Raw genomic sequence first — 17,631 nt, forward strand, 5'->3', positions numbered from 1 at the left:
ATCAAGTTTCACAGTGGTGCTAAACTTCAGACCTTTCCGAATTGACTGATTTATATAATGTTAAAGCTCTTTGCTAAGTACACATCAATCGGCGTCATTAACACGCTGATTCACTGGGTTGTGTTTGCTATCTGCATATACGCGTTTCACACAGGTCAGGCGCTTGGTAACTTCGCCGGATTCGTCGTGGCAGTGTCATTCAGTTTCTTTGCAAACGCCAGGTTCACGTTTAAGTCTTCGACAACCACGATGCGCTACATGCTGTATGTAGGGTTTATGGGAACCCTGAGCGCAGCTGTTGGTTGGGCCGCCGATAAGTCCGGTATGGCTCCGATCGTGACTCTCATTCTTTTCTCCGCCATCAGCCTGGTGTGCGGTTTTATTTATTCAAAGTTCATTGTTTTTAGGGATGCGAAATGAAAATTTCTCTCGTCGTTCCCGTCTTCAACGAAGAAGACGCGATACCTATTTTTTATAAAACGGTTCGGGAATTTGAAGGGCTTCAGCAGCATGAAGTAGAGATAGTCTTCATCAATGACGGCAGCAAAGACGCGACAGAATCAATAATTAACTCGATTGCCATTGCTGATCCGCTTGTGGTTGCGCTGTCGTTCACTCGAAACTTTGGGAAAGAGCCAGCTCTATTCGCCGGCCTTGATCATGCAACTGGTGAGGCGATCATCCCGATTGACGTAGACTTGCAGGACCCTATCGAAGTCATTCCTCACCTTATCGAGAAATGGCAGGCCGGTGCTGATATGGTTCTGGCTAAACGCTCTGATCGCTCAACAGATGGCCGACTGAAGCGCAAGACAGCTGAGTGGTTCTATAAGCTGCACAACAAGATCAGCAATCCGAAGATTGAAGAAAACGTTGGTGACTTCCGTCTCATGTCTCGTGAGGTTGTAGAAAATATTAAGCTTTTACCTGAGCGTAACCTTTTCATGAAAGGTGTCTTGTCATGGGTTGGTGGTCGCACTGATGTAGTCGAGTACGCCCGTGCCGAGCGTGTTGCAGGCAGCACGAAGTTTAACGGCTGGAAGTTGTGGAACCTGGCACTTGAAGGGATCACAAGCTTCTCTACATTCCCTCTGCGTATGTGGACTTACATCGGCCTGTTTGTTGCTGGGGTGGCATTCCTTTACGGCGCGTGGATGATTTTCGACACTTTGGTGTTCGGTAATGCTGTCCGTGGATATCCATCTTTACTGGTATCTATTCTTTTCCTTGGCGGCATTCAATTGATCGGTATCGGCGTACTGGGAGAATACATTGGCAGGATATATGTTGAAGTAAAAAATCGTCCAAGATATGTGCTTAAAAACAAGGGCAAGAAAGATGATTGAACAGTTCTTCAGCAGATACAAAATTGCGTACATTGCAGGATTAGTGTACATCCTTCCTATCATTATTGCAGGACGTATGTTCAATGATGATATAGGAAGGGCAACGGAGGGTTATACTAAATGGGGTGTAAACGGAAGGCCACTAAGTGACTGGATTATGGAGGGTCTAAGCTTTGGATTCCCTATAAGTAACCTTTCCCCTTTCACCATAATTATTGCATTGCTAATTACTGTGCTCTGCGGCGCTCTACTTGCTGAGCACTTTGGTGTTGAGGATAAGGCAAAAAGAAACATACTGGCTTTTTCTTTTATTATATCTCCGTTTTATTTAGAGAATCTTTCTTATCAGTTCGATTCTCTGCCTATGGCTTTATCATTATTATTCGCATCTCTTGCGTTCACAATCCCAGGAAAGTTCAGACCTTTAGCTGGCTGTGCAGTTGGCACCGTCTTGCTGATTGGCACCATGTGTCTTTATCAGCCATCTATAAATGTGTACATCATACTAGTTTGTTTTGCTGCAATACTAGCTGGAATAAATAGCGAAGGTCGCATTTTACTTACCGCTTTATACAAAGCCATATCATTACTTGTAGCTCAGGTGATTTACTCTTTAGCAATTGTGCCTGCCTTTATCGAGGGTGATTACAACACAAATCACAGTATTATGATTACTGAAAAACCAGATCCGGTAGGTCTGCTTTTTAGTAATGCTCAAGCATTTTACGATAGAGTATTAAACTCACTAGATACAACGGCATACGTGATAGCAGTTGCTCTGGTAGTATTGCTATTAGTGATATGGATAAAGTCTTTATTTACACACAATAACAATAAAAACAAATTAAACCTTGCGTTTGATAAGTTAACTATACTCATTGCATTTCCAGTTATTTTTATATGCATAGCTGGCCCCTTACTATTACTCTACAAACCAGTGACAAACCCCCGCGTATTGCTTGGCGTTAATGCCATAGTATTCATTGGGGTATTCTGTTCGACATATTTCTTAAGCCGATACTGGAAATTCCTGATGATTGTACCAGTGGTTTACGCGTTCTCACTTTCCGCAGCGTATGGGAATGCTTCAACCATGCAAAAAAGGCTTGATGAATATCGGGCAATAGTAATTGCCAAAGATATTAACAATTTAAATAAACCATTTAAGAATCTTGTATTTATAGGCATGCCTGACATTTCCAAAGTTTCTAACAGATACGCAGATAACTTTCCAGTAATTCGACAATTGATAACTCCGTCAATTAGAGAGAACTGGGTTTTTGCAAACTATTTTATGCGACAGTATGGCGTTTACCTTAACTATATTCATATAAGCAAAGGTAGGAATGAAAGGGATGTTCTTTGCTCGCAAAATAAATGGAATAAAAGCAATGATTACATTCTGATGCACAACGATGAGACTATTGTGGTGGATTTTACAAAGTGCAAAGGTAAAAATTAAAAAATAGGCCGCTTGAGCGGCCTTATTTTAAACAATTAGCTGGAATGTCGGCGGTGTCCCGGAGAAGTCCCCAGACTGTGTACATACCCAGCCTAGTTTCACTGATGTCCCTGGCGTAGTGATAAATATTTTATCCCCGCTGTACCACTTACCTGCTGTTGGGACTGCTGCGGCATGGAAGATGCGACAATTAGCTGTGATAGCACTGCTGATATATGGCCCAGTATTAACCTGCACGGCCTGGCCCACAGCAAAGTCTATCGTATCGTTTCCAATATTAGTCATTCTCACCGTCGCCGTGGTTGATCTGTAATTCTGATACCCAACCTGAGAACCAGCGAACTGAGCTGTCAAAGGCAAAGTGAAGTAAGCAATACTTGCCGATGTGAGCGTCCCGGTGGTGTCGTTGAAATCTATCGTCCAGTTACCTAACTGGATCCTTGAGCACCCTGAAAAATCTGCCATGCCTAGGTATGAACCGGTTACGTAATTAGCCCGAAGACTCACATCACCGATGTACAAATCTGTTATGCCCTGCGTGATAGAGAACATTGAATGCAGAATGCTTGGCCCCACTCCTGCAAGTACGCAAGACCCATCAATCTTACCGATGCGTACAGTGCTATTCACGTTATCAGGCCTGCTTCTTAATATTGGCATAATAGAGGAAGAAAAATTGTTATCTATGTACAGTACATCTATTCTCAAGGTTCCACTGTATGAATATGTGATGCCATAACCTGAGGACTCCCTGATTCGAAGAACTCCGATATTTAATATTCCTCCAGCGTTCACGACGGGCTCTCCAAGACCATTATCTACAACCATAGAACCGATTGTTACCCTGCTTCCATCAAGGCAATAAATACCGTTGTCGTGTATTAGTCTCGCAGTAATTTGCCCGAAAGTAACTTCTGAGGTAGAAGCCACAATAATTCCGCCCTGACTATCGTATATATCAACTTCTGGATAAGTTCCCCGTTGAGCAGTGGATGATACTGTAAAAGATGCTGGCTGCGGGTCAACACCAGAACTGCCTTTTTGTATGTTGCGTACAACTAAGGACATGTTATTACGGATGCCGTCGTCCTGTATGGCATTCTGTATTCCGTAGGTGACCCGGTCTGTGCCTAAAATATTCGACACTTTGACGCGTCCTACAGTGTCAGTTCCTTTATTGATAAAGCCACCAGCGCCAAAGTTCTGCATATCAATATCGATGTCATACGTTACATTCGCTCCAGTCAATGTCAGGAGCGTACGACCGTATGCCGTGGAAAAATCAGCAGTAGAGGCTTTCATTCTCCCGGTCAGGCTGAACCGACTTGAAGGGATGCTAACGACATTATAATTCTCCCCCATTATTTTCACGTCAAGACCAGAGGCGCATGCTTTCAACAGGCGTGCAGAGTTGTCAGATCCTGTATTCCCATCCCAGCATCCATATTCTTCTGTGCTGACCTGTTTATTTTTGACGCACCGCCGCCACACAGCTCCGCCGGACGTTTTGATATAAAGACCGCCATCTTCTACCAGCGATCCGGGATTAACACTGCGGAAGAAGCCGCCACCACCAAATTTGTCTGAGTAATAATTTTGTACCCGGATTAACTGGCCAATGCTCTTTGGTTCAGTTTCACGGAGGGTGGCTACATCTGGACACTCACCAAGCAATCTGAACCCATCAGTATTCCCTAATTGTGTTCTAAGAGATGCGTCACCAACACTTAACCATGCTCCAGGACCTATGCCGCCTGTAGATTCTGGAGTGGAGTCAGGAGATACCACCTTCGGGAAAGGACCGTCCCAGCGATAATATTCGCCGGTCGCTTCAAGTCGCAGAACCTGGTTTGGAAGCGTAAGCGTATTTCCGTCTTCAAAGCTGTCCAGGGTGATATACCCGAACTGGGAGATGGCCTGCTGTGCCAGCCAGCGCAGGCCCTCGATCGTATAATGCTTATTGCCGAAACGGTCAATGTAAGTCCATCCCATCGAGGTAACGAACTCGTCAATTTTCCCGGCGTTGTATTTCAGATCAATCGGTGATTCGCTCGGGACCGGTTTCTGAGTAGGTGTGGTAGCCATATTGATTCCATAAAAAAACCCGGCGCGGTGCCGGGTCTGGTTGGTCGGGGACGGCTCTTATTGGTAGATGGCGTCGCTGTATTCCGCGACGGTCAGAGATACCGTGTTATCTGTGTTCGGTTTGATGCTATTGACCGTCCATAGCTGACTGTCCAGTTCCTCAACTGTCGCAATGAGATAGCGCGACGGGAGCTGCACAGTGTCACCGTTCCATATGTTGAGCTGAATGTTAGGGATAGTCGCGGTGAATCCGTACTTCGTGTCGCTACGGGCGGTGGCCGGATAACGAAGAGTTGGGTTACCCAGGCTGTCGGTCACCAGCACGTACATATCCCCGGAAAAGGTGATCGGTTCGCTGGTATCGAAGTTATCGCCGGCGCGCCCGGTGATGTATCCCTGTTGCTGGTTGCTGTCGTAGATGTCGGGCATCTGAATGACGCTGCCTACCTGAATAATTCCGTCCTCGAAAACTTTGGCGTTCATCTTCACCCGGGAGTAAATCAGACGTTTCGTTTCGCGCAGCGCGCGCTCCCGAGCCTGGTACTCATTACGGAAACCGACGATCTCCAGCTTGTTCGGGTTCTCAGCTTCCTGCTCGACGATGGCGCCGTTCAGCACGCGGTAGTTGATGTACGTCTTGTTGTTCGTGGTCGGGTGAACATAGGAGACTTGCACGCCGTCATAACCGCCAGGCAGCGTGGCTTCGTACGTCATTTTGTACTCGTCCGTCTTCATGTTTGCCCGGTTGAATACTGCCGCCGGGTAGTCAACTTTCTGATCCCTGGTGAAAGTGAGCACACCGTCATCCCAGTAGGCCACCACTGAAGCCGCGTTGCAGATCGCTTGCACGCGGTCGCCGAGAGAGTCATTCTCATCGTCAAACGTGTAGTCGAAGTAGCCCAGACGCTCGTCAGGCAGGCTTTCAGCAATAGAGTACAGACCGTACAGGTCAATGCTGCTAACCGGCTGTGCACCCATCACAAGCCAGGTGTGCGCCACAGCATCAGCGAACGAGCGCGACGGTCTCAGTGTGTAATCCACCGTCTGCGTGTCGAGGTCGTACGTGATGGTATGACGCGTCACCAGCGCGTTATATTTGCGCTCACGGCTCCCCAGCGCGTTCTCTGTCGCCCTCACCTTCACCCGCACCAGCGTGTCGGTCGGGTGGACGACATTCGTGCGGATGTTAATGCTGTGGATCTCTTCGACCTTCAGCAGTGACGCGTCGCCGGAGTTGTCCGTGCGCTGGAAGCTGACCGCGTACTTCCCGAACCCGCCGATCGGAGTGATCTTGTCAGTGCGATAAAACACCTCACTCGTCGACTGGTGCGGCGTCGTCTGCCGGTACGTAAACGTCTGCTGCGTTCCCGGCACCTGGTTGTAGTCGTCGTCGATTTTCCAGATGACAACCTTCCAGTTGGTCTCTTTCTTCCCGCCGAGGCTGGACTGAGTATGCAGCCACAGCTGCGTTGACTCGACCGGGGAGAAGAACGGCCCCACTACCAGCGCCTCGTTATCGTTCAGGATAAACTTCGTAGTGTTGATCGTGGCGTTAGCCGGAATGTCCTGCGGCCCCTCCAGCTGGTTCATCGTGAACGTGTACCAGCGCACCGGGTTAACAACCGCGCCGTCGTTTGTTTCAACGGCGGAGATCAGCGTTCCGGAGAATGTCGCATCGGTAGTAACGTTGCCGGAGGCCGTGCTATACGTCACGTTGATGGTGAAGGTTACAGCGTGCGGCAGCACCAGCCCCATGAAATAGTCGAACTCAGCCTGCTTAACGATTTTCATCGCTATCTGGCCGCCGGAATACGTTCCGTTGACCACCGTGTTTGCCGTTGCTGTTTCGATCGGGAAGTCGCTGGCTTCGTTCTGCCCGGGAACCTCCTGACCGTCAACATCATCGAACCCGTAGCCTTCGACGATCTGCGGGATTACTTCGCCAGGCTGGAAGAACTGGAATTCGGCACCGGCCAGAGAGCCCAGGCTGGATTCTGAGTAGCGCACTGACTCATAATCGTATTTGCCGATCCCGATGCACATCCACTCTGTAACGTACTTCAGGCCGCCGTCGGTGGACGTCTGGTGCACGTATTCGAACACCGACTCCTGAATCAGATCCGGGAACGAACGAATCTGCCCGTAAATGTCCGGCTTGGCCTTGTAAACGCGCGCGGTGTTTGTCTGACCGGTCAGGCTATTGTTCGGTGAGTCGACGGTATTACCGCCGTTGTTCGCGATTGCCGGCTTCGGCGCCAGGAACGAAAACACCTGGCCCACCACTTTAAAGATCGGGCTCAGGATGTCGCCGACAATACCCTTTGGCTGGTCGAATATCTGGATGTGGTCCAGTTCGCTCAACTCAAACGCCAGCTCGTCATCGTCGCCCAGCTTAACTCCGTTGCGGACGATCATCAGATCACGATGAAATGTAGCGTCATTGGCCACCAGCCAGTCATAAAAAAGGGTGCCGTTTGGCACCCTGCAACGCAGCTTAGGCGTTCCTGGAAAATTCGATATCTCAACCAGCGCCATATTCGAAAAACTCCACTTTGGTGAATGCCCGCTGAATGACCAGCAACGAGTCCATGCGTACGCTTCCACTTTCGCCTCGCGAGTGCAGCGCCTTCCGGTTCAGCACCAGTCCAACGTGTGCCGGCTGCGCGCCGCGGTATCCAACGAATATCCCGCCCTCGACCGGCTTATCGGCCTGGCGCCAGAAGACGACGTCGCCCTGATAGCAGGTGAAGAAGTCAGCCCCGGCTTCGTAGTCCGGCGTCTGGTGCAGCTCAATGCCGAGGACATGGCGGTAATACAACACGCACAATCCCCAGCAGTCGACTTTCTCGAACGAGCAGGCCCGGTTAGCCCACGGCACGCCGATCATCCTGCTGATAAAATCAGAGGTACTGAAGTCCCGTGTACTCGACTGGATCATAAAGGCGACCAATATTGTTATTCAGAGGGTTGGTGACGGAGAGCGTGACCGATGCGGCATCAGCATCGATATCCACCGTCTTGACGTAAAGCTGCCACGACTTAATCGGCACCGACACATCGCCGCTGTCGAAGATCTGCCGCGTGGCCGTGATGGCAGTCAGCCTGGCCGCACCCTTCCACTGTTTCATCAGCGCTTTGATATCCGAAGACAGCCGCCCAAGCTTCACCGTCGCGTCGATAACCGGAGTACCACTCTGCTGACTCTCTTCGATTTCAAAGCGCGCTGGCGTGTACGTCTGGCCGCCGAGCGTCTTCGGGAAGAACTGCTTATCGACCAGGCGGACATAGCCAAATGATGGATGGTAGAACGTGATGGTGTCGTACAGCCCGCGCGTCGGGCGCTGCTGCTTGTATTGGCGGAAATTCATGTTTAACCGCTCCTAAAAGTAAACCCCTTGTGTCTTTTGCGCTTTCCCGCCACACAGTTTCTAACTGTCGCGTAATCAAAGCCCATACCCCTAATTTCTTTTTCTCCACATAAGGTGTACTCTTCACCTGTACTCAGTCGTGTAGCAATAACTGGCGCTGAGAATCGGTGATGATTCTGCCCAGATTTTGGCACCCTCAGTCCATGAGTTAAGGCGTGAATGTTATTGTCAGAGTGAGTGCACCACTCCAAATTACTCACGGTGTTATTCAGCTTGTCACCATCGATATGATTTACCACCTCTCCTTCAGAGCCACTTCCCAAGAAATGAGAGGCAACAATCCTATGAACGCTCAATTGCTTGCAACCATTTTCATTGCATAGCGTTACGTGCGCGTACCCCCGAACAGTTCTTGGCTTAAGAATTCTTTCTTTGATATTCCTTCCATCAGAAGTAAGCCTCGCAAGGCTGGTAATCATCCCTGATTCTGAAACGGTATAAAAACCTTCATAACCATCTATTGGCATTACGCGCATGATTCATTTTCCAGTGGCTTATATATCACTGATTATATCATTTTATATAGGCATCACGGCACTCTCGGTAAAGATTCCGGGTCGCGCCCGTCAGGATAACCAGTAACAACGATATCCAGCCACGAATCCCATGGCGGCGGTAGTTCAACAATGATATCGTCGAACTCGTCGTCAGCGTTGTACAGATGGTTGGCAATAACGGTTCCTGTCCATGTCACCACCCCGCCAGAAATATTGGTCTGGACAGGGAAGCCATCTTTCGTAAAGTGAAGCTCCTGAACTTGCAAGCCACTACCGCCAAGATTTATCGGCATTCTGAACCAATAAAGACCGCCGTGAAGATAGTTGGGACTACGTAACCATTGCTGAAATGCTCGGTCTTCCGCCAAGGTGAAAATCCACGTCAGGGACCAGGTCACTTTCAGGTCGTCGGTTTGATTCTCGAAGATAGCCGGGCCGACCGCTGGCTGATCAGTCTGGAACCCGGTATCGAGCGTCATGTTTTTGCTGACCTTCTGCGCCAGCGGCAGCCAGTCGGGATAGTCGATAATTGGCATCAGCCCTGCCCTCTTGGCGTGCGTTTAACGTTCATGTTGCTGGTTATTGCGTTACTGATTGGCCCACCGTTATTCAGGTCAGCGACGATCACATCCACAGTCACGCCGCCATTGCCGTCAGAACTGGCCTGCGCATCTATTGATGAGCCGTTATAGTTCTGAACATTTAAGACAACGTTGATGCCTCCGCCACCCTGCATATCCTTATTGCTGATTACCTTGCCGTTGTCGCCCGGTATCATGTACTGCTTACCGGTGCTGGCCTGGTAAATCTCTGGCTTACCTCGCTCACCTACCTGATACATGCTTCCCGCTGACACAGGTCCGCCATTGTATCTGGCTCCAGCCAAAGCCAGCCCTTGAGCAAGCCCAACGGTAGATGCAATACCAGCCATCGCTGGCGCTGAGTTTGCGCCAAAGGATGCAAGGCTGGCCAGCGCTGCGGCTGGAGCCCATGCGGCCGCCGTCGTGGTAGCCATACCGACAGAAGCAGCGGTAGAAGCTGCGCCCAATGTCTGACCGATAATGAAGTTTTTGAGAGCCTCTACCCCAACCTGGACTAGCGCATTTACCACGCTATTCAGCATCGTGTTACCGAGTGAGCGCATAGCATCCTGCGCTGACATCGTTCCGGTGATCAGCCCGGTTAACGCATTGGATGCATTACCTGAAAACGCATCCACCGCGCTTGTCAGCATTTCATAACCAAGACCTTGTTGACTGAGCAATTGCCACTGAGCGGCTGTCATCTGCTCATTGAACTGGTTTTCCTGCGCAGTCTTTAAGGCAAGGTACTGGGCATCGGTAGCTGCCTTTGCAGCAACGAACTGATCGTAATTTATTTTCCCTTTTTGGTAACTTTGCTGGAGTATCGCCTGTTCCTGCTGCTGATATTGCTGCATCAGGGCTAACTTCTGGTTATTTTCGTTCACCAGTTGCTGTACCGGGTCAACTTCGGCTCGGGCAGAAGCTACCGGATTGACTGTGGCCTGGGCGTTAATCTTGGCGAGGTTATTCTGGTGCTCGAGCGCCATTTTCTCCGTGGCAGCGTTATACTCCTTGAGATCTATTTTCCCAGCGTTCAGTGCGGCCTTCAGATTTTGCATGGATTCGGCGTAGGATTTATTCTCCGCCTGCAAAGGGATTGCCTTAAGTGCTTCAGTTACCCCTCTGGCTGCCGCTGCTGCATCCCATGCTTTGGCGGCGTATTCTCCAGCCTCTTTAATCTGTGCTTGAGTTGCAGCGCTACCGAGTGACTGCTGAGCATTCAGAACAGCTTGCGCACGAGACAACTCACCCAAGCTTCCTGCGGAAAGTTGCGCCTTCTGTCTAAGCTCTTCCAGCTTTTCGTTAACGGTCTGCTGCGCCTTAGCATATTTTTCTGCTTCCTTTTCGGCCTGAGTCTTTTTCTTTTTCCCTGTACCAGCAACAGCCTTTATCTCGATCGGCTTTGTGTTTGCCGCGGTCTGTGATGCTTTGGAAACAGCGTCCAGGTCGCCAACCAGCATGGCGGCTTTATTGCTTAGCCCGGCCAGCGCTTTGTTTTGCGCCTCCCAGCCATCAAGCCCAAGCCATGACCAGGTTCGCGCCCGGCGGGTAAACATCTCTGCTGTGCTGTTCAGTTCTGAAATCTGCGCATCCGCTGAGATTGCCTTCCCCACCAGCCTGTCGAGAGAGGCCGTCATCGAGTCGATAACCGCAACCAGTCCTGTGCTTGCGCCTGTCGCCTGGTTAACAGAGTCAATCATCGACAGGAATGAGTTTGTCAGCGCGGTATTAGCCTGTGAAAGCGTGCGCGGGAGTTTCTCGAACTCTGCATTCACTGAACCGGTTTGCTTCTGAATTGCGTTGAGGGCATCTTCTGCCGTCAGTTTCCCGTCCAGCATCAGCTGACGAAGCTCTCCGATGCTTACACCCATCCCGGCGGCAATCTGGCGCGCCAGTTCCGGCATTTGCTCAAGGATGGAGTTGAACTCCTCAGCCCGGACAGTGCCGGAGGAAATTGACTGGCCGAACTGACGAAGAGCATTCGCCATTTCTTCGGAAGAGGATCCGCCAATGCGACCTATTTTCTGAAGTGTTTCGGTGAGCTGGATGATCTGGCCGTTCGTCGCGCCGGTATCGCGCAACGCCGTGCTGAGAGTCTCCCACAGCTTCGCTGTATCCTGTAGCGAACCACCCGTTGCCGAACTGATGCGCATCAGACTCTGCATAGTCTGCGAGGCTGTCGCTGCGCTACCAGTGAGCCTCTCTATACGCGCGTTGAGCTGGCTCATGTTATCAGCAGCAACGAGAAACGCCTTACCCCAGTCAACTACAAGTGAGGCGGCAATTGCCCCGGCGACGCGGTTGATGTTCGTCTGCAACTCATCCATCTTTTTGGCTGCATTGGTCGCCGAGTTGCCGATGGAGTCGAGCGACTTATTGGCCTTTCCCTGCGCCTTGAGCAAGCCAGATACATCGGCCTCGATGTCGTAATAAATCTCGCCTGCTTTCTCAGACATCAGTTTTCTCCGGGCATAAAAAACCCACCGGTTGGTGGGTTAGTTATTCGTGTAGTTTATTGGCATCGTTCGATGTAGGCCGGCGGTGGTGGCGTATCTTTCGAGCTGAGGAAGTGATCACCAAGGGTGTAGTCGACACCTTTTGAGAACATCCCCTTCGATTTCATTTTCAGCTCAACAAAGAATGGATGAAACCCTGCATAGGCACCGAACCCGTTCTTTCCGTTGATTTCCCCGCAAACAACTGCGTTAACACGGCCATCATCGGCATCTGTCATCTTCACGACTTTCACGTTACGGAATTGTGCGCTGCCAGGATCCAGCAGATTGGCGGACACTTCAAATTGTGCCAGCGAAATTGCCTTTTCCTCGCCCGGCTTGCAGCCAGCCAGAACCAGTGGAATCACCAAAGCCAAAAGTATTTTCTTCACTCTTATCCCCTGAGTATTTTTGTCGTGCCATCATACGCCCGGTCGGTCGGGGCTGGTACATCCATTATTAACTCAGGCCGCCTTCTTTGCTGATTTTTCGCGCTCAATCATTTCCTGCCACCGGCGATCGTCATCTTCCATAACCGCGTCATACTCTTCCTTGGTGAAGCCTTTCTGGTCAGGATATTTGGCGTTAAGCATCATGGCGAATTCGGTCATGGTAAGGTTTTCAGCCTCTTCCCTGCTGATCCCGAAATGGTTGCGCGCCGCCATGATGTATTCAGTCGCATGAAACTCCGGCGTCGTTTCCTTGCTTTCGTGCTTCTGCAACTTACGAACCTTCGCCCGTCCGATAACGCCATGCATGATCAGTGACTGAGCTATCAGAATCAGGTTCTCAGGCGGAAGCGCGCCGCGGTGCCATACGAATGTGCGCCTGCCAGTACGTGAAAGCTCATGCCAGCCTGTCAGCTCAGAAACGTCCTCGTCACAGCAGGACTGAATGACGTTAATAGCCGAGAGCAATGCCTCACGGACAAATGCGGCAGAACCTGCTGCATCAAGTGCCCAGCGTGGCAGCGAAACGTCACCGAAATAGTGGGCGTAAAATCTGCGCTGATGCTCTGGTATCGCACTGTGAATTTCGCGCGCCGCCTCAAGCATTTTCGCCACATCGTCATTGAACAGCGCATAGAAGGTGCGGACGATATGCTCTGGCTCGCCGATTCGCGTCATATTACGGAACGATGGCCGGAAGAAGTATTCACGGCCGCCAGCACCAATCAGGCACTCGCCAATTTCTTTCAAAGGGGTCATATCGCTCTCCATAACCAGTATCAAGGGCAGCACGCCGCCCTTTGTAGTGATTACGGTGCGGCAGTCACGGTAACTGCACAGGTGTCGGTGAAATCACCGTCAGCAGTAGTAGCCGTAATAGTCGCGGTGCCCTCGGCTACTGCTGTCACCAGGCCGGTTGAACTGACGGTGGCGATGGATGGCGCCGAAGTCGTCCAGGTGATCGCTTTATTAGTCGCATCGGTTGGCTGAACCGCGCCGCTGAGTTGCTGGGTTGCTCCAACGACCAGAGAAGCAGTTGCAGGAGTTACTTCAATGCCAGTGGCCGCGATAGAATCAGCTACCTTAAACACAACAGTGTCAGCGTCGTAGACCTTCCACTCGCCGGAGAAGGTGGAGATATCGTTGGTACCGAAATCACCAGACCATGATGTGGTGTTCATGTAACCCTGGATGTAAGTACCGGCGTTCTCACCCGCAAAGTCGAACCGCACCCACAGGTTAGGCTGACGGCCTGCCTGCACTTCGTCAAAGATGTACTTCGACAGACGCCACGCGCCGATCTCGTTATCTTTATCAGACTTGCGAAACTCCCCTTCGCCGGAGATCGTCAGATCCATGTTGTTGACCAGGTTCTCCACCAGCCCTTTAGCATCATCTGCCTCGGAGTTGATGGTGTTCATCGAATAGTCGATGCCCTTGGTCGTCATAGCGCCGAGACGCTTCCACTCGGAAAGCGCTGGCACTGCGTCGGGACAGCCAAAGGCCATGCGTAGCACAGCTACTTTCCCGATCAGCTTGCCAAAATCATTAGCACAGCCTTGCATGTGTACCTCTCAAATAAAAAAGCCGCCGAATGGCAGCCTGATGGGTTGGTGATGGGGTTATTCGCCGTAGACGCAGGAAAATTGTAGGCGGAAGACGCATCGCCCTTCTGCGGTAAGAATTGGTGATGGAAGATTGCCCATATTTTGAATCATCCCGAGGCATTCATCAGCCAGAGGGTTGTCCTGCACATATTTCAGTAACTCTTTAGCCTTTTCTGTGGCTAGGCGTCGCTTATCTTTTGCCGCCACAAGATCAACGGAGACATAATAATCTGCGCCCAAATCGTTCTGGATTTCCGTGCCGCCATTTGGACGAAAAACGATAAAGGAATCAGTTAACTTTCCCGAATCTTCAAAAAACAGTAACTGCACTATCCAGCCGGTGGTAAGCCCTGCGGCCACAAAAGAGTTTTTAACCCTTTCGAACATAGCATCGGTCATACTTGTAACTCCTTACGCATGATCTCCGCACGTTGCTTTTTGGTTTTCTTAACAGCCTTTGTTAGAAATTGAGGCTCTCCATGTGGATCCCAGAAATTACCCTGATTGGAAGCAAAGGCTGTTCTTCCGTCACCGGTCTGAAAAGCCGCCACGCTGGACCTTGGCTTACCCTTTAACTTTCCAGAGGCTTCGTGGACATATGCAGCGTATTCAGCAGAGTAACCAATAGTTCCAACTACCTTTGTCCCAAGCAGATTCACGTCCTGGTATTGTGAATTAATCAGATTCGAAGTATCTATTGGAGTCATTACGGCCGCTTCACTACCAACAAGCATTAGTGATGCCCTGATTCCTCTAACTATTTTGCGCCCCTTGACGTCGTTTATTATCGCATCTAGACCGCGTTTTGCCTCAGCAACCCCCTTCACTTTGATGCCCATGGCTACACTCCCGTAATTATCGCCCAGTCATCTTCCAGACCGTCGAGAGTGTCGTTCCAGCGCGTCACGTGACGGACCTCATCAGCACCTGCTACGACCGGATCCTGCTCAGCACTAACACCAATCAGGATGTAATCGCCCTCATCAGCTAACGCATACGCAGTAAAGAAGGTGTTTTTTACGACAACCTCTTTACCGATGGAGCCGAGCTTTGCAGACAGGCCGCCGATGTAGTCGCACATGATGGTTTCAGGCGGTTCATATGGGTCGACAGGATCGCCCCACTCGTCATTACCGCCCGCTCCCTTGCGCCATATCGTGCATGGCTTGTTGTATGACCATGAAGCAGTAGACGACATCAGCCCTCCTTCCAGCGCAGCACCTTCGCGCCGGTCGCCCGGATGCGCTCACAGTTGATATGCCACTCGCCGTCCGACTTAACGTAGCCGGTAGTCTCCCGCCCGGTGTCAGTCATCACCCAGACACGTACGAATGAGCGCGGCAGCCCGTGCTTAACTGATTTGTACGTCATCACTTATCTCCGCACATGCAGCCGCCCTTCCCGATCCAGATACCTGCAAACGCTGGCGCGGCGGTAGGGTCGGCAGGAATGAGAGCAGTGGCGCATCCGTATTTATCCAGACCGCGGAGCAGGTTTAGCGACCCCTTCCAGCGATCTGAGAACGACTGATAGCGGAATGATTCTGACGCCCCGCTCGGCGCGGTGTGGCTGGATACGTACTTGTCACCCTGCCCCAGAGCCATCATGCCCAACAGGTAGGACTGGATCAGTAGCGCGGTAGCCGGTGAGTAGTGCGCATCAAGGCATTCCTGAATGCTATTAGCCTGCTCTACGAGCGCTTCTAAGATGAAATCAGGCAGCGTTATACCTACTGACTTCAGATATTCTTTGGCCTGTTCTGTGGTAATCATGCGGGCCTCTGATAAGCCCTCCGGAGAGGGCATAAAAAAACCGCCTTAGCGGCGGCTGTTATTCAGCAGGGAAAAGCTTTTCGAGTTCGCCATCCGGTAACAGCTCACTGAGCTTTTCAGCGCCCAGATTGCCTTTGAACTCAATGCCCAGCTGGGTCAGGCGCTCCTGAATGATCTCTTTGCGAGATTTTTCACCGGTACCGGCATCAGGTGTTGCAGGTTTCAGCTCACCACCAGCCTCACCTTTCATCAGACGGACGTTAGACTTCAGCGCCGGGTGAAGATCTTTCAACTCCACCACGTCGCCAATCTTCACGCCGAACCATGGGCGCACAACTTCGTATTTAGCCATGCTGTTTCCTTACGCCAGGTTAGCGCCGTAGACAACGCCGGACAGGCCCTGATCGTCTGCGGTGATTTGCAGACCTTCAGCAGACATGATCTGGAAGTTGTAGTTAACGTTTGGCAGTGGACGCGGCAGCGGAACAACCCCGACAGCCATGCCCACCAGTGGAGAGATCACGTCACGGCGACGAACGTACGCGATAAACTCGTTACCGGTCAGCGCGAAGCTCATGCGGATTTCTTTCACCGGCGCGAACGGAAGAACCGCCTGCAATACAGTGCCGCTTACAACGCCATTCACCACGTACGGCTGAGCCAGGTTCGCCCAGATTTCCGGGGAAACCCACATTACATCGTATGCGGCGACTTTGTTCGTGCGGGCGTTAGTACCGAATGCGCCTTTACCGAAGAACGCAAAGAGCGCGGTCATGTCGGCAGTAGTAAGGTCGATATTCGCGCCACCAGAACCGGACCCGAGGTTGATCTTCTTGGTGTTTCGGTGGTTCTTAATGCCCTGCGCCGGATATGACTGAACCTGAATTTTTGAATCACCGTTCAGGTAGTAGTTAACTCGCTTCTGGTTGAACTTGCGCATCTTCGCCATCTGCGAATCCAGCACCAGATCAATGCCTACAGAGTTAAGGCCAGCAGCATGACGCCAGTTAACACCGTAGCCAGCAGTGAACACCGGAATCGGGTCGCCGTCGCTCGCGTAGTCAGTGTGGTCGAAGGAGAACGGTGCCTGGCCATCGATGCTTACTGACACGTCGTCAGCGATGTCGCCTACCACGTTATACAGCTTGGCGGTTTTACCGACCGGCAGCACCGTCTGAACGCCGATCAGGTCGTTCACGATTTCCATGCCGATTTCTTGATCACGCAGCTGGAGCACCTGACGGTCAATCTCAGCCCAGAAGTCACGGGATAAGCCGCCCACTGCGTTACAGGCCAGCATGTCAGCAGTCATCATCGCGCGGTTAGCGGCAATGATGGAATCGTTCTGTAGGTTCCACATGTTGCGGTTTGCCCACAGCTCATTCCAGTGCCCGCCAAGGCGGGAGTTTGTCGCCAGCGTCTCTTTAGAGAAGTACATATGTGTTTGTCCTTTTGTTACGCGCCAGCAGCGGCGGCAGTGCCAACGCGCATGCGCACGCGGATGAAATCGGTAGTGCTGGCAGCGATGGTGTATTCATCCTGGCTATATCCGATCACTGAATCAGTGTCATCGGTTGCCAGGGTAAACTGACCGGCAGTGCCGAGCTTGATCGGGCTGTCTTTTTTATACGCACCAGGCAGGCAGCGCAGCGCCAGCTCACGACCTTCTTCGACGTAGTTGCCTACTGCCGAATCGCCGGCAGGGATTTCTTCGGTGATTGTCAGGCCCTGGTGGTAACCGACATCGATGATGTACAGGCGTCCGGTTAGCGCAGTGGCCTGAGCGAATTCATCGGATGAGTTGATGGTTGCGGCGGTACCCGGAAGTAGCGCTGCGGCCGTAGTGCGGGTTTCGGTCTTGTACAGAGACTGACCGTCGATATTAACGCGACGATAACGTGGCATT

Annotated in this window: 21 protein-coding genes; 3 read left to right on the forward strand and 18 right to left on the reverse strand. The window is 51.3% G+C overall.

Annotation, left to right across the window (positions count from 1 at the left end):
* Positions 1–57 precede the first annotated feature (57 nt).
* Genes RS584_RS12430 through RS584_RS12440 form a run of 3 tightly spaced genes read left to right on the forward strand, consistent with a single transcriptional unit; the run spans position 58 to position 2,808 of the window.
* Positions 58–420, forward strand: coding sequence for a GtrA family protein (locus RS584_RS12430; RefSeq protein WP_058687452.1), 363 nt, complete (start codon positions 58–60; stop codon positions 418–420).
* A complete protein-coding gene (locus tag RS584_RS12435) occupies positions 417–1,346 on the forward strand; it encodes a glycosyltransferase family 2 protein (protein ID WP_058687453.1) in 930 nt (309 codons plus the stop codon). The genes RS584_RS12430 and RS584_RS12435 overlap by 4 nt, the downstream gene beginning before the upstream one ends.
* Positions 1,339–2,808 (forward strand): glucosyltransferase domain-containing protein, encoded by a 1,470-nt coding sequence (locus RS584_RS12440; RefSeq protein WP_180993953.1) that lies wholly within the window; start codon positions 1,339–1,341, stop codon positions 2,806–2,808. Before RS584_RS12435 ends, RS584_RS12440 begins: the two co-directional genes overlap by 8 nt.
* 27 nt (positions 2,809–2,835) lie before the next feature.
* On the opposite strand, the gene RS584_RS12445 is transcribed toward RS584_RS12440, so the two are convergent.
* From RS584_RS12445 to RS584_RS12530, 18 genes are all read right to left on the reverse strand, one after another.
* Positions 2,836–4,893 (reverse strand): hypothetical protein, encoded by a 2,058-nt coding sequence (locus tag RS584_RS12445; protein ID WP_253132853.1) that lies wholly within the window; start codon positions 4,891–4,893, stop codon positions 2,836–2,838.
* 57 nt (positions 4,894–4,950) lie between these two features.
* The gene (locus RS584_RS12450; protein ID WP_315747974.1) at positions 4,951–7,428 is read right to left on the reverse strand and encodes a host specificity factor TipJ family phage tail protein; all 2,478 of its coding nucleotides are present in this window, start codon (positions 7,426–7,428) and stop codon (positions 4,951–4,953) included.
* On the reverse strand, positions 7,415–7,780 hold the full coding sequence (locus RS584_RS12455) for an NlpC/P60 family protein (protein ID WP_315749975.1): 366 nt from the start codon (positions 7,778–7,780) through the stop codon (positions 7,415–7,417). Before RS584_RS12455 ends, RS584_RS12450 begins: the two co-directional genes overlap by 14 nt.
* Positions 7,781–7,793: 13 nt before the next feature.
* The gene (locus RS584_RS12460) at positions 7,794–8,261 is read right to left on the reverse strand and encodes a hypothetical protein (RefSeq protein WP_063407846.1); all 468 of its coding nucleotides are present in this window, start codon (positions 8,259–8,261) and stop codon (positions 7,794–7,796) included.
* Between the two features lie 2 nt (positions 8,262–8,263).
* Positions 8,264–8,797 (reverse strand): NUMOD4 motif-containing HNH endonuclease, encoded by a 534-nt coding sequence (locus tag RS584_RS12465; RefSeq protein ID WP_315747975.1) that lies wholly within the window; start codon positions 8,795–8,797, stop codon positions 8,264–8,266.
* A gap of 53 nt (positions 8,798–8,850) precedes the next feature.
* A complete protein-coding gene (locus tag RS584_RS12470) occupies positions 8,851–9,354 on the reverse strand; it encodes a hypothetical protein (RefSeq protein WP_315747976.1) in 504 nt (167 codons plus the stop codon).
* Complete coding sequence (locus RS584_RS12475) at positions 9,354–11,858, reverse strand: tape measure protein (RefSeq protein WP_315747977.1); 2,505 nt, start codon at positions 11,856–11,858, stop codon at positions 9,354–9,356. Before RS584_RS12475 ends, RS584_RS12470 begins: the two co-directional genes overlap by 1 nt.
* Before the next feature lie 56 nt (positions 11,859–11,914).
* Positions 11,915–12,289 carry a membrane lipoprotein lipid attachment site-containing protein gene (locus tag RS584_RS12480; protein ID WP_255401205.1) on the reverse strand — a complete coding sequence of 125 codons (375 nt, stop codon included), beginning with the start codon at positions 12,287–12,289 and terminating at the stop codon, positions 11,915–11,917.
* A 72-nt stretch (positions 12,290–12,361) separates the two neighbouring features.
* A complete protein-coding gene (locus tag RS584_RS12485; RefSeq protein ID WP_315747978.1) occupies positions 12,362–13,105 on the reverse strand; it encodes a DUF6246 family protein in 744 nt (247 codons plus the stop codon).
* Positions 13,106–13,155: 50 nt separating this feature from the next.
* The gene (locus RS584_RS12490; RefSeq protein ID WP_059512186.1) at positions 13,156–13,911 is read right to left on the reverse strand and encodes an Ig-like domain-containing protein; all 756 of its coding nucleotides are present in this window, start codon (positions 13,909–13,911) and stop codon (positions 13,156–13,158) included.
* 57 nt (positions 13,912–13,968) lie between these two features.
* A complete protein-coding gene (locus RS584_RS12495; RefSeq protein ID WP_128111505.1) occupies positions 13,969–14,352 on the reverse strand; it encodes a hypothetical protein in 384 nt (127 codons plus the stop codon).
* On the reverse strand, positions 14,349–14,792 hold the full coding sequence (locus RS584_RS12500; RefSeq protein ID WP_315747979.1) for an HK97 gp10 family phage protein: 444 nt from the start codon (positions 14,790–14,792) through the stop codon (positions 14,349–14,351). Before RS584_RS12500 ends, RS584_RS12495 begins: the two co-directional genes overlap by 4 nt.
* 2 nt (positions 14,793–14,794) lie before the next feature.
* Positions 14,795–15,151, reverse strand: coding sequence for a hypothetical protein (locus RS584_RS12505; protein ID WP_032665488.1), 357 nt, complete (start codon positions 15,149–15,151; stop codon positions 14,795–14,797).
* Entirely contained in the window at positions 15,151–15,324 is a 174-nt protein-coding gene (locus RS584_RS12510) for a hypothetical protein (RefSeq protein WP_059364071.1), read from the reverse strand. The genes RS584_RS12505 and RS584_RS12510 overlap by 1 nt, the downstream gene beginning before the upstream one ends.
* Positions 15,324–15,725 carry a hypothetical protein gene (locus RS584_RS12515; protein WP_153688522.1) on the reverse strand — a complete coding sequence of 134 codons (402 nt, stop codon included), beginning with the start codon at positions 15,723–15,725 and terminating at the stop codon, positions 15,324–15,326. Before RS584_RS12515 ends, RS584_RS12510 begins: the two co-directional genes overlap by 1 nt.
* 58 nt (positions 15,726–15,783) lie before the next feature.
* Positions 15,784–16,077 carry a hypothetical protein gene (locus RS584_RS12520; RefSeq protein WP_315747980.1) on the reverse strand — a complete coding sequence of 98 codons (294 nt, stop codon included), beginning with the start codon at positions 16,075–16,077 and terminating at the stop codon, positions 15,784–15,786.
* A 9-nt stretch (positions 16,078–16,086) separates the two neighbouring features.
* On the reverse strand, positions 16,087–17,163 hold the full coding sequence (locus tag RS584_RS12525) for a major capsid protein (protein WP_315747981.1): 1,077 nt from the start codon (positions 17,161–17,163) through the stop codon (positions 16,087–16,089).
* A 17-nt stretch (positions 17,164–17,180) separates the two neighbouring features.
* Entirely contained in the window at positions 17,181–17,630 is a 450-nt protein-coding gene (locus RS584_RS12530; protein WP_032669780.1) for a hypothetical protein, read from the reverse strand.
* Position 17,631: the final 1 nt, after the last annotated feature.

This window comes from Enterobacter sp. DTU_2021_1002640_1_SI_PRY_ASU_LCPMC_013 (assembly GCF_032389435.1).
In the GTDB taxonomy this organism is placed as follows: Bacteria; Pseudomonadota; Gammaproteobacteria; order Enterobacterales; family Enterobacteriaceae; genus Enterobacter; species Enterobacter hormaechei_C.